Annotated in this window: 11 protein-coding genes; 9 read left to right on the top strand and 2 right to left on the bottom strand. The window is 36.4% G+C overall.

The genetic code is table 11. From position 1 onward, the window contains the following. The first annotated feature begins 4 nt into the window (after positions 1-4). From ACYQ73_RS15985 to ACYQ73_RS15960, 6 genes are all read left to right on the top strand, one after another. Positions 5-286, top strand: coding sequence for a hypothetical protein (locus tag ACYQ73_RS15985; RefSeq protein WP_460013403.1), 282 nt, complete (start codon positions 5-7; stop codon positions 284-286). A gap of 156 nt (positions 287-442) precedes the next feature. Beyond that, positions 443-2,290, top strand: a complete 1,848-nt coding sequence (gene asnB / locus ACYQ73_RS15980; RefSeq protein ID WP_460013402.1) for an asparagine synthase (glutamine-hydrolyzing) — start codon at positions 443-445, stop codon at positions 2,288-2,290. Between the two features lie 415 nt (positions 2,291-2,705). After that, on the top strand, positions 2,706-2,963 hold the full coding sequence (locus tag ACYQ73_RS15975) for a hypothetical protein (RefSeq protein ID WP_460013401.1): 258 nt from the start codon (positions 2,706-2,708) through the stop codon (positions 2,961-2,963). 48 nt (positions 2,964-3,011) lie between these two features. Then, positions 3,012-4,625: a putative polysaccharide biosynthesis protein gene (locus tag ACYQ73_RS15970; protein ID WP_460013400.1), complete on the top strand. Its 1,614-nt coding sequence runs from the start codon at positions 3,012-3,014 to the stop codon at positions 4,623-4,625. Positions 4,626-4,634: 9 nt separating this feature from the next. Beyond that, positions 4,635-5,348, top strand: coding sequence for a pseudouridine synthase (locus ACYQ73_RS15965; protein WP_460013399.1), 714 nt, complete (start codon positions 4,635-4,637; stop codon positions 5,346-5,348). Between the two features lie 174 nt (positions 5,349-5,522). Further along, the gene (locus ACYQ73_RS15960) at positions 5,523-7,037 is read left to right on the top strand and encodes a GGDEF domain-containing protein (protein WP_460013398.1); all 1,515 of its coding nucleotides are present in this window, start codon (positions 5,523-5,525) and stop codon (positions 7,035-7,037) included. A gap of 188 nt (positions 7,038-7,225) precedes the next feature. Here ACYQ73_RS15960 and ACYQ73_RS15955 read toward each other — a convergent pair whose 3' ends face one another. Next, positions 7,226-8,401: an MDR family MFS transporter gene (locus ACYQ73_RS15955; RefSeq protein ID WP_460013397.1), complete on the bottom strand. Its 1,176-nt coding sequence runs from the start codon at positions 8,399-8,401 to the stop codon at positions 7,226-7,228. A gap of 630 nt (positions 8,402-9,031) precedes the next feature. Beyond that, positions 9,032-9,253, bottom strand: coding sequence for a DeoR family transcriptional regulator (locus ACYQ73_RS15950; protein WP_036118795.1), 222 nt, complete (start codon positions 9,251-9,253; stop codon positions 9,032-9,034). A gap of 355 nt (positions 9,254-9,608) precedes the next feature. Here ACYQ73_RS15950 and pepV point away from each other — a divergent pair, with 355 nt between their 5' ends. From pepV to ACYQ73_RS15935, 3 genes are all read left to right on the top strand, one after another. Further along, complete coding sequence (gene pepV / locus ACYQ73_RS15945) at positions 9,609-11,015, top strand: dipeptidase PepV (RefSeq protein WP_460013396.1); 1,407 nt, start codon at positions 9,609-9,611, stop codon at positions 11,013-11,015. 27 nt (positions 11,016-11,042) lie between these two features. Further along, on the top strand, positions 11,043-11,897 hold the full coding sequence (dat, locus tag ACYQ73_RS15940; protein WP_460013395.1) for a D-amino-acid transaminase: 855 nt from the start codon (positions 11,043-11,045) through the stop codon (positions 11,895-11,897). A 333-nt stretch (positions 11,898-12,230) separates the two neighbouring features. Continuing rightward, complete coding sequence (locus tag ACYQ73_RS15935; protein ID WP_460013394.1) at positions 12,231-13,235, top strand: nuclease-related domain-containing protein; 1,005 nt, start codon at positions 12,231-12,233, stop codon at positions 13,233-13,235.

Raw genomic sequence — 13,235 nt, 5'->3', positions numbered from 1 at the left:
CGCTTTGTTGCTGTCGCTTCGCTTTCGCACAGAGCAAAGCTTCCTGGGGGCGTCCGATGAGCCGCTACGCTTCAGGGTCTCGGGCCAACACGATATTGGTCACGAAGGCATTATCACAGGATGTGATGGTCTTAGCCTTCGTTCCTCTATTGCTGATCCCCACGGAGTCGCCCAGTCTCCACTACAATCAACTTATACACATGACATACGTTTTAACACAATGTCATCCAAAAGTTTAGGGGAAGAGCTTACATGTGTAATGTTTAGATGGGAAATTCAAGTATAATTGAGAGATAAAGTGCTCGTTGTTTGAACGAATAATCAGTGTAGAATAACCTCACTGATGAAAGTTTTGCTTTATCTGTATTGTCTGTATGAAATGAATGTCTTTTCATGCTATTATGGTAAAGGTTAAGCACTAAATTATGAGGTGAAAAATAGAATGTGCGGATTTATAGGCTATATTAATGGAACAAATGTGATCGATCATCATCAAACGATCGAAAATATGATGAATACAATTATTCACCGTGGACCAGACAGCGGTGGGATTCACAGTGATGATAAAGTAACATTAGGATTCCGTCGATTAAGTATTATCGACTTATCAGACGTGGCAAATCAGCCGTTATACAGTGCGGATGGTAACATCGTTCTCGTATTTAATGGAGAGATCTTTAACTTCCAAGAGCTACGTGCGGATTTGGTTGAAAAAGGTCATAACTTTAAAACACACTCTGATAGTGAAGTTATTATTTATGGTTATGTTGAATACGGAGTAGAATTTGTCAAAATGCTTCGCGGAATGTTCGCATTCTGTATTTGGGATAAAAAGAATGATTTACAATTCATCGCTCGTGATGGCTTTGGTATTAAGCCACTGTATTACACAGAAAACACAACAGATGGTACTTTTATTTTCGGTTCAGAAATCAAATCATTTTTACCACACCCAGCATTTATTAAAGAATTAAATAAAAATGCGCTACGTCCTTATTTGACGTTCCAATACTCTTCAATGGACGAAACGTTCTTTAAAGGTGTGTACAAATTACAACCAGCACACTATATGCTTATTCAAAATGGGCAAAAGCAAATTGTGCAGTATTGGGATAAAAAATTCCATGCAAAAGAAGCTCCAATTGAAAAATATGTAGAAGAAATTCGTACGACAGTAAGAGAATCAGTAGATGCGCATCAAATAAGTGATGTAAAGGTTGGTTCTTTCTTATCAGGTGGTATTGATTCAAGTTATATTACTTCATTATTACGCCCTGATAAATCCTTCTCTGTTGGTTTCTCTGACTACGAGGATATGTTTAATGAAACAAATTTAGCAAAAGATTTATCTGATACATTAAACATTCAAAATGAGCGTAAATATATTTCGGCAGATGAGTGTTTTGAAGCATTACCAAAAATTCAATGGCACATGGACGAGCCACAATCGAACCCATCTTCTGTGCCGCTTTACTTCCTTTCTGAGTTAGCGTCGAAGGATGTAACAGTAGTACTTTCAGGTGAAGGTGCGGATGAAATCTTTGGTGGTTACTCATGGTACCAAAACTCTGGCAAAATGCAAAAGTATGAGAAAGTTCCATTTGGTATTCGTAAAGCGTTACGTGGCTTAGCAGAGGCGTTACCTAAAAATCAATATACACACTTCCTTGTTAAAGGTGGTCAAACCGTAGAAGAACGCTTCATTGGGGAAGCGGTTGTATGGGACGAAGAAGATGCATTAAATGTCTTGAAACCAGACTATAAAAATGGTCCATCTGTAAAATCGATTACAAAACGTATTTACGATGAGGTTCCAGGTGATGATGATGTTACTAAAATGCAGTATCTTGATTTAAATCTTTGGATGCCAGGCGATATTTTATTAAAAGCAGATAAAATGAGTATGGCTCATTCTATCGAATTACGTGTACCATTTTTAGATAAAGAAGTGATGGAATTAGCGAAAAACATTCCATCAAAATATCGTGTAAATGACATTGATACGAAATACGTTCTTCGTCAAGCTGCACATCAGGAATTACCTGAAGAATGGGCAAAACGTCCAAAACTTGGCTTCCCAGTGCCAATTCGTCACTGGTTACGTGAAGAAAAGTATTATAAGATGGTAAAAGAAATGTTTACAACTGACTTTGCCAATGAATTCTTTGATACAAAACAATTAGTAGGTTATCTAGATGAGCACTATGAAGAAAAAGCTAATCGTGGACGTTATATTTGGACAGCCTATGTGTTCTTAGTATGGTATAAACAATTTTTCGTAGATATGTAATAGAGAAGTAGCTTTAATCGGTGGGGGTTTTCTTAATCTCCACCGATTATTTTGAGCCTTCTACTTTCCGTGAGAAGGGCACAATCACTATTTTTTTTGAGCTCTAGAACTTTTTAATGTATTTGTGCGTCTGTTTACCTATAAATATGTTAAGATTACAGTTGGTTTACTTATTTAATATTTTGCGATGCTATGCTTTCTAGTTGTTTATTGGCGGTAGTATTAAGGTTTGAACAGTAAAGAAAGCTATTTTTTAACTTCTTACAGTGAGTGTCTAAACATACGCTGAAATAGAGGAACTCAGTCTAAGAACGCCACGTCCTGTGGCAACGACTGAGTGACCAACATCGTGTTGGCCTAAAGCCTCCGGCGGATGTCACGGAATGATGCCGAGGCATCATTGATATGACTGCTTTTGAAACAATCCAGTAAAACTGCTCGGGTAGCGGAAGAAATCGCTCAGGTATCCAGTAAAACTGCTTGGGTAGCGGAAGAAATCGCTCAAGTATCCAGTAAAACTGCTCGGGTAGCGGAAGAAATCGCTCAGGTATCCAGTAAAACTGCTCGGGTAGCGGAAGAAATCGCTCAAGTATCCAGTAAAACTGCTCAGGTAGCAGAAAGAACTGCTCTGCTTGTACTGAAACAAATACCTTTAACAGCAAATATTTTATAAGTGTTATGACAATGAAAATATTGACTTTACGATGAATGGATGGGTACGATGTCCAATTTAATGAAAGGTACTGCGATATTAACAATGGGAATGTTTTTATCGAAAGTGCTCGGATTAATTTATATTTTTCCTTTTTATGCGATTGTGGGTGAGGAAAATGTTGCCCTCTATCAATATGCATATATTCCCTATTCGATAATGCTAGCAATAGCCATCTCAGGTGCGCCAATTGCTGTATCCAAGTTTGTTTCTAAATACAATGCAATGGGTGATTATCAATCAGGTCGCAAGCTTTTGAAATCAGGCATACTTATTATGATGTCTACAGGGTTAGCGGCGTTTATTGTTCTCTTTATGTTAGCTACGCCAATAGCGGGGCTTGTTATTAAAAGTGATGAACAGGCATTTACGGTAGAGCAAATTGCTTCAGTTATTCGCTGGGTTAGTTTTGCGTTAATTGTCGTGCCGTTTATGAGCCTCTGGCGTGGATTTTTCCAAGGCTATGACAAAATGGAGCCTACAGCGGTTTCTCAGTTAGTGGAGCAAATTGTTCGTATTGTTGTATTATTGGGTGGTTCTTTCTTAGTTGTAGTAGTTTTCAAAGGGAAACCAGAAACAGCTGTTTCCTTTGCGGTATTTGCTGCATTTATTGGGGCGATTGGTGGGTTGCTAGTACTTTATTATTATTGGAAGAAGTATCAACCTGAATTTGATTTACTGCGCAGCCAAAGTGTGACGTCTACACAGCTACCAATGTCCAACATATACAAAGAAGTAATTACGTATTCAATTCCAATGGTATTTGTAGGCGTAGCCAATCCGTTGTTCCAATTAGTAGATATGCTAACATTTAATGGAGCTATGATATCTATAGGCTTAGCGGAAGTAACGGATAAGTATTTATCAATGATTAACTTTACAACACAAAAGGTTGTCATTATCCCAGTAATGTTAGCTACAGGTTTTTCGTCGGCACTAGTACCGACGATTACAAAGTACTTTACGCAAGGTGAATATTTATCGCTACGACACGCAATGGATAAAACATATCAAATATTAATTTTTATTACATTGCCTGCGGTAGTTGGAATTTCATTGTTATCAAATGAAATTTACTTTATGCTCTATACTGAGAGCGAGATGGGGGCTATGATTTTAGCCCATTATGCACCCGTTGCTATTTTATTTGCATTATTCCAAGTGACAGCAGCTCTTTTACAGGGCATTGACTTCCAAAAGTGGATTGTCTTAAGCTTATTAACTGGAATTTTCGTCAAGCTAGCGATTAACATTCCGTTAATTCGTTGGATGGAGGCAGATGGCGCACTTCTTGCTACAGCTATTGGCTATAGTGTTTCAATTATCATTAATATGCTTGTGCTACGAAAAACACTGAACTATAAATCAGAAATGGTTATTCGTCGTGTCATGCTCATTTCTCTTTTGACAGCGGCAATGGCGGTAAGTGTACTAATCGTTCATAAACTTTTAGTGTTATTAATGGGACCAGTAAGTGGTAAATTCTCTGCATTAGTTTATTCTGTTATTTGTGCTGGAGTAGGTGTAGCAGTATATGGCTTTTTATCTTTACGCCTAGGCTTAGCACAAAAGCTTCTTGGTGAACGATTGACAAGAATTACAAACAAACTGGGGTTTAAATAGGAGGTACTAATGCGTTTAGATAAATTACTGTCGAATATGGGTTACGGGTCACGCAAGGAAGTTAAGCAGCTTCTAAAGCAAAAAGCAGTGACAGTAGATGGCGCATATGCGAAGGATGCAGCATTACATGTTGATCCTGACAAGCAGGATGTCTCCGTATTTGGTGAACGTGTGAACTATACAGAATTTGTATACTTTATGATGAATAAGCCTCCTGGCGTTATTTCTGCAACGGAAGATTTACGAGATGAAACTGTCATCGATTTGTTAGATCCTCTACATCAACATTTTCAGCCTTTCCCTGTAGGTCGCCTAGATAAAGATACAGAGGGATTATTGTTGATAACAAATGATGGCATATTAGCACATAATTTGTTGTCCCCAAAAAAACATGTGCCTAAGGTTTACTATGCACTAATAGAAGGAATTGTGACTGAGGAAGACAGTGAGAAATTTGCTCAAGGTGTTGAGCTAGACGATGGTTATGTAACAAAACCAGGAGAGCTCATCATATTAAAATCTGCTCAGCAATCAGAAATTGAGTTAACGATTCAAGAAGGTAAGTTTCATCAGGTGAAGCGTATGTTTGAGTCTGTTGGTAAACGTGTAACGTATTTAAAACGCCTATCGATGGGCAGCCTAAAGCTAGATGACAGTCTAGAATTAGGTGAATATCGAGAATTAACGGCTGAAGAACTAGCTTACTTACAAAATAGGGATTAAAGAATTCCTCGATGCTAACATAGATTAGTATCGAGGCATTTTTTATATACATAGTTATACCAGTAACTGTATAATTAATATAACTTTTGTGTGAAAGTTATTTAGTCTATCGTACTAATAAATCTCTTAATGTTTCAGAAAATATGATAGTGAAAATAAGTAGAGGACAAGTTAATGAAAAACTTAAGAATTAAATTATTAATATCTTTAATTGCCTTTGCATTAATACTAGTTGGTGTGATTTTTTACGTTAATAGGCAAATACTTACCGAAGATATGAAAAAACAAGAAGTCATGAATAGAACATTAATTGAAAATCATATTCTTAAAGATATGCAGGCTGTAGATAATGCACATTTTTATTTTGATAAAAATCTCTCTGACAAAATGGAAGAGGTACTACGAAAACTAATTACTTATTATAAAGAAAATCCATATATAGCGAAGTGGGATTTGCAGAAAATAAAAAGCGAAAATGGAATGGATGTGTACATACTCGACCAATCAAATACCGTAATTTATACAACTTTTGAAAAAGATAAAGGTTTAAATTTTTCTCAATGCTGCCACCGTTTTTCTACTTTACTAGACGAACGTCGAGCAAGCGGGCAATATTACACTGATGGTATAGATATTTCAACAACTACTGGGGGATATCGAAAATTTGGTTATTTAGCAACACCTGACAAGAAATATTTATTTGAGGTAGGTATAGATTTACTTGATGATCCTGTATTCCAAACTTTTAACTTCGGAAAGACTGCTGACTATCTAATAGATAAATATGCAGATTTGTTAGAAGTACAAACGATAAATGCGGGTGGGATTTTCTTTGATGATTCTAAATCTCATGAAATAACTGTAAATGATAAATCGAAAATGTTTCAAGAGCATTTTGAGCTAGCGAAAAAAACGATGAAGCCAACAGAATATCAAACGGAGTTTAAAAATGGTTATATCGAAAAATACCGTTTTATACCATACGAAGCTGAAGCAGTTCGGGGAGAATCCTCTAAAAGAGTTGTATATGTGAAATATGGTAATTTCACAGAAATGAGAGCGCTAACTAAAAATACAAAGCAGTTTCGAGTATTGCTTGGTATTGCCTTAGTAACTTCTTTCATCATGCTATTAGTCATCAACAAACTCCTTTCTAAAACGATTCATCTTGCAACATATGATCCTTTAACAAATGTTTATAATCGTGCTACCTATATTAGTAAAATGGATAAGTTATTAAGACAAAGGAAGACGAATCAACCTGGTTTATTGCTGTTAGATTTAGATAATTTTAAACAAGTAAATGATCGGTTTGGACATGTTGAAGGTGATAAAATTCTGATTGAAACAGCAAGAACTTTAAAACAAGAAGTAGGGAAAAATGGCTTTGTTGTAAGATTTGGTGGAGATGAATTTGCAATTGTTTTATATGACACGAAGGATGAATGTATTGGGAAATTAGCAAATTCTATTTTGGAGAAAATTCATCACTTGAAGTGTGAGGATCAAGTTTCTACTGATAGATGGTCTATACTTTCAGTCAGTATGGGCGGTGCCATTTGCATTCATCCAGACGAGTCAGAAAGAAGCTTATTTGAGCGTGCAGATAAGGCTTTGTATCATTCGAAAAATGCTGGTAAAGACCAATACACCAGTTATGAAGAGGCTCCTGCTAATGAAGAAAGCTAAAGCCACTTTATATTTTTAAGGATAAAATTATATGCTCGCTCCATTCTTATAAGTGAGTCCAAGCAAGAAGTTAAAGTCTCCGGACGCAATTTGCCGAGGCATAATTGATATGCTTGAGATTCACATATAGAAATGGAGCGATTTTTTTGTCAGAAGTTAATATCTGTAAAAGCCCGATAAGTTTCACTTTATTTCTGGTGCGTCTTAAGCTTTGATCTATAAAATAAACAACTGCATAAAACTAGAACTGCAATGACCGCAAACATTACGTTCATATAATGTGTTAGCAGCCACCCGCCAATAATTGGCCCAATAAAGCCCCCTAAATTTTTAAATTGAGCTGCTCCTAAATAGGTTCCCTTTTGTGTATCAGGCGCAATTTCATCAATCATGACATTCATAGTTGGAAAGGCAAAAATTTCACCAATCGTGAATATAATCATAGCGATAATATAGAACGGATAGTTATTTGAGAAGCCGAATAATAAAAGACCAAACGCGAAGAACAGAATCCCTACTAAGAGAGTAGCTGTCGATGAAAAACGTTCTGAAAGTATACTAATCGGTAATTGTAGTAATAACACAACTGCTGCATTTAGCGAGATTAGTAGAGAATAGAGCTTGGCACCATCTTCAATTTTAAGTTCAATAATTTGTGGCAATGTTGAATCAAATTGAGAGTAACCAATATTTATTAAAATTGCCCCAAAAATAAAGCTTAATAGTACACGATTTGTTAATAGAATCGTAAAGGTTTGCAGTATTTTAGTTGGTGTTGAAGCTTTTGGTTGTTGCATTTCATAGCGATTTAAAACGAAAAATAAAAATACGGCGTAAATAATATACATAGTTCCTGTCAGCATGAATGGAATACTTGGGCTGGACAATTGAGAAATATAAACACCAATAATAGGGCCGATAACAGCGGCTATGTTAATGGCTGTATAACGAAATGAAAACAACCTTTTTCGTTTGTCAGCAGGAGTAAAATCAATCATTAATGCTTGTGTTGAGGGTTCGAAGAAGGATCGACATAAGCCATTAAGGGCGTTCAATGCTACAAAGAACCAAATCGTTTGTGCTGTTGCAAAGCCAAAGAACACAATGCTCCAAACAATAATGGTAAGCAAAATGACGTTTTTTCTACCAAATCGGTCAGTTAAATAACCACCAAAGAACCCTCCTACAGTGGAGATTAACGGTGCAATACCAATCGTCAAACCTATTTGTAAAGGGGATGCTTCAATCTCATTATGTAAGTAAATTGCTAAAAAGGGCATTGCCATAAAACTTGCAATACGTGTGAAAATAGTTCCTCCTAAAATAATCCAAACTAGTGGATGAAACAGTTTGGGAAGTTTCATAGAATCCTCCTCTCAAAATGTAGAGTGTTTCGATTTTAACGGATTGTTAAACAATTGTAAATAGTCGAAAAACATTTAAAGATAACGCTGACAAACCAAATTGTAATAAAAATACATGAATTTTTAGCAAATATAGGGCTTTGTATAAATAAGTTCATCACCATAACGTGTTGTTGATTTCCGTTCCGACTGGGCGCTTTGCCGCTGACGCTCTGCTTTCGCACAGATAAAACAATTGTAGCTGCCTCCTTGCTTTCGCTACAGAAAACATTTGCTGCCGCTTCGCTTTCGCACAGAGCAAAGCTTCCTGAGGGCTTGCGATGAGCCGCTTGGGCCAACAGGATGTTGGTCACGAAGGAGTCGCCAAATCTCCACTCCAATCAACTTTTATACATGGCATACTTTTAAAATAATGTTATCCTCAACTTTTGATGATGAATACCATAAATAATGAATTTCATGATTAGTGGAAATTTCACTAAAAGTAATCGCAATCTTTTGAGAGGTAATTTACTTGGAAGCTTGAGAAATTGTGGGGAATCAAAAAATAGTAGAAAACAAAAAAAGAATGACCACGACGAAAGGTCATTCTTTTTCCATACAAGATGCTTTACGTGTTACACGTAAAAACTAAGACGTCATTTTTACTTTTTTCTTCGTCGTTGTCCATTTGCCTCGACTTGGACTCATCACCAAATCGTTAAAGGCTAACACGTTCAAATCTCTTTGAACGGTGCGAGGAGTGATACTAAACTCTTCGACTAAATCCTGTGTAGACACGGTTCCTTTGTCTAAAATAAACATGTACACGTCTTTAATACGATTAAGCATTCGATCAGTAGTTGGTTTCATAAATGAACCACTCCTTCATCTTAATTCTCTTGGCAAAGACTAGCGGACGACAATATGTGCGGAGTGCACTTAGGCTAATAAGTAGCTGCCTTAGACATCCCCTTTTCTAATTTTATATTCAGAAAAATCATTCTGATAACTTCATTATATAGAAAAGTAAGTCGATTTTCTAGTGAATGCAAGGGAAATTTACAATTAAGACATAAAATTTATACTGTATTTTGTGGGAATAAGTGAAAAACGTGCTATATGTGGTAGTGTCCGAAGTAAGATTTTGAAAAGTTGTTAGAAAGATGATTGTAATTTATGTTGTAAAGAGTAGAATAATGTTAATACATTGAAGGAGGTACATCGTATGGATTGGTTACAAGCTGCAAAGGAAAGGCAAGATGAATTGATACAAGAGTTACAGGAGCTTGTGCAAATAGATAGTGTTCTTGATGAGAATACGATCACTACTGAAGTACCTTTTGGCGATGGTCCACTAAAGGCTCTTGAATGGTTATTAGCAAAGGGCCAAGTTGAAGGACTGCAAACTAAAAATATTGATAATTATGCAGGTCACATACAGATGGGTGAAGGCGATGATTTATTAGGTATTTTATGTCATGTTGACGTAGTACCAGTTGGTGATGAAACAGATTGGACATACCCACCCTTTAGCGGCACTGTAGCAGATGGTAAGCTATTTGCTCGTGGCGCAATAGATGATAAAGGACCAACAATTGCGGCATGGATGGCTATGAAACTTGTCAAAGATGCAGGCATTGAGCTTAATAAAAGAGTACGTATGATAATTGGTACGGATGAAGAAACAGGCTTCCGCTGTGTCGACCACTATTTTAAACATGAGGAAATGCCGACGATTGGTTTTGCTCCAGATGCGGATTTCCCGCTCATCAATGCTGAAAAAGGCATTGCAGAGCTAGTGTTCTCTCAAAATAAAACTGGCGATGCTTCGAAAGAACAGCTATTACTATTTAATGCTGGAAAGCGACCAAATATGGTACCTGATTTTGCAAAAGCAACAGTTCAGTTTGTTTCCCCACAATTCGAACAGAATTTTCACACATTTTTAAGCAAAAATCAGCTAGAAGGCTCTTTATTAATAGAGGGTTCTCGCTATATAATAACTATCAAAGGTAAGGCAGCCCATGCAATGGAGCCGGAAAAAGGTGTCAATGCAGCTGTTTATCTTACAGCATTTTTACAACAAGAGTTGACGACAGAGGCAAGTAAACAATTTGTCGACTTTACCGCAGATGTTTTTTATCAAGACCATTATGGTAACAAACTTGATTTACAATTTGAGGACGAAATGTCTGGTAAAACTACATTGAATCCAGGCATTGTAACTTATGATGTCACTAAAGGTGGTAGCATGGTCATTAGCATGCGCTATTCTGTCACATATCCGTTTGATGAAAAAATCACGGAAGCACAACGCTTAGCTGTGGCAAAAGGATTTTCATTAGATATTCAAGATGACTCAAAGCCTCATTATGTAAGCGAGGACGATGCATTTATCCAGACTTTAGCCGATATTTATAGACGTCAAACAGGAGATTATGAAACGCCTTTACTTTCTACAGGTGGTGGTACGTATGCACGTGTGATGAAAAAAGGTGTGGCATTTGGCATGCTGTTCCCGGGTGAACCTGATGTAGCGCATCGTGCGGATGAGTTTGTCGTTATTGAAAATCTCATAAAAGCAACAGCAATTTATGCTGAAGCAATTGTTGAACTTGCAGGAAACAAATAAATTAAATATGAAAAGGATGAACGAAGCATGGCATATTCATTATGGAATGATCAAATCGTTGAAGAAGGATCAATTGCAGTATCTCCAGAAGACAGAGGTTACCAATTTGGTGACGGTATTTATGAAGTAATTAAAGTTTATAACGGAAACATGTTCACAGCACAAGAACACATTGATCGTTTCTATGCGAGTGCCGAAAAAATTCGTCTTGTCATTCCGTATACTAAAGACGTATTACACAAATTATTACACGATCTTATCGAAAAAAATAATTTGGAAACGGGTCATGTTTACTTCCAAATTACACGTGGTACAACTTCTCGTAATCATATTTTCCCGGATGCAAGTGTTCCGGCTGTATTAACAGGGAATGTCAAAGCTGGCGAACGTTCGTATGAAAACTTTGAAAAAGGTGTTAAAGCTACCTTTGTAGAGGATATTCGCTGGTTACGTTGTGATATTAAATCATTAAATTTATTAGGTGCTTTACTGGCGAAACAGGAAGCATCTGAAAAAGGCTGCTATGAAGCTATTTTACATCGTGGTGACATCGTAACAGAATGTTCATCAGCAAATGTTTATGGCATTAAAGATGGTAAGCTTTATACACACCCTGCAAATAACTTCATTTTAAACGGTATTACACGCCAAGTTATTTTAAAATGTGCTGAGGAAATTAATTTACCAGTTATTGAAGAACCAATGACGAAGGCTGATGTATTAACAATGGATGAGGTAATTGTGTCATCTGTATCTTCTGAAGTAACACCTGTTATCGATGTGGATGGTAACAAAATTGGTGCTGGAGTTCCAGGGGAATGGACTCGTAAATTACAGCAAGCATTCGAAGCGAAATTACCGCTTTCTATTAATGCGAAATAAATAAATCCTTTAAGAGAACTACCTAAACTAGGGTAGTTCTCTTTTTCTAATAGAACAAATTATGGATGTTTTATCCTGAAACGTCATGTAAAATAAAAAGGATGAATGCAGTTGTAGAATGATTGCTATCGGAATTTAAAGTTAAAGAGCAAATGTCGATGTAATGAATGCAAATGTTTATTTATCTTTATTTAGTAATTTTTTTTGTAGCGACAACAGCAGCTACAACTACATTATGCCAAGGAGAAAATTGATACTTCGATTTGCCTTCCATGCAGTAGTAGGGAAATTAGCAAATTAGATATAGGCGAGTAAGATTGGAGTGACCTTAACATGGCACAATTGGTGAAAATACAAGATTATATTTCACGTTATCAGATTGATTTAGCAAGATATCCAACTCAATTTGTACGCTTAAAGAAAAGTCAATGGGATCGTGTTAAGCGACAGTGGGAGTTAGGAGAAGAAATTAGTGAGTGGCAACATACCGACGACGATTCAGAAAATGATTCTTTTGCAGAAAAAGAGAGATTCTCTTTATTCAAAAAGATATTTGCAGGTCGTCAGAAGGAAGAAAATGAGGACGTTGAACAGATAGAAATATCGAATGAACTAGTAAGTGATGAAGACAGTATACCTGAAGAAGAAACGACTTTAACATTTGAACCAAAAATTGTCTACGCACCACAATCTATTCATGAATTAAAACGAATGTTTATCGATCAATTTTTCCATTTCCAAATGAAATGGGCAAGTTCAACATTACGTGAAAAGTCGTATGTAGATCCTCGTTTTATGCGTGATCCCTTACTACGAGATTTATTGCAAAAATTACCGGACAATTATTTGCTTTTTTATTATCCTATCTTACAAATAAGAAAAGCACCCATAGAGCTTGATGTCGTACTAATGTCACCGACAGAATGTATTTGTATAACAGTGCTGGAAGCAGAAAATCAAGCAGTTTATGTGGGAGGCAGTGAGCGATTCTGGATAAAAAAAGTAGGAACGAAGGATTCAAAAGTCCTTAATCCAATGATAAGTTTAAATCGTATGGAGTCTGTATTAACTCAATTATTTATGCAGGATGATATAAATATGCCGATTCGTAAGGTTATTTTAACAAAGAATGGCTATTTCGATTATCCAGGGTCACCTTACGGAATTCAATTTGTAGATCGTCGAAATTATGGAGAGTGGATGGAGCAGTTAAAGAAAGTATCCTCTCCTATGAAACATATGCAAATTCGTGCTTCTCAAACAATTTTAAATAACGTACAAACAACATCTTTTAATCGAGATATTTGGAAGCAATCTTCTCAACCTGCCGGGGATTAG

Source organism: Lysinibacillus sp. CTST325, from assembly GCF_054665055.1.
The sequence above is the reverse complement of the archived record's forward strand: the minus strand, read 5'-3'. Positions and strand labels throughout refer to the sequence as shown.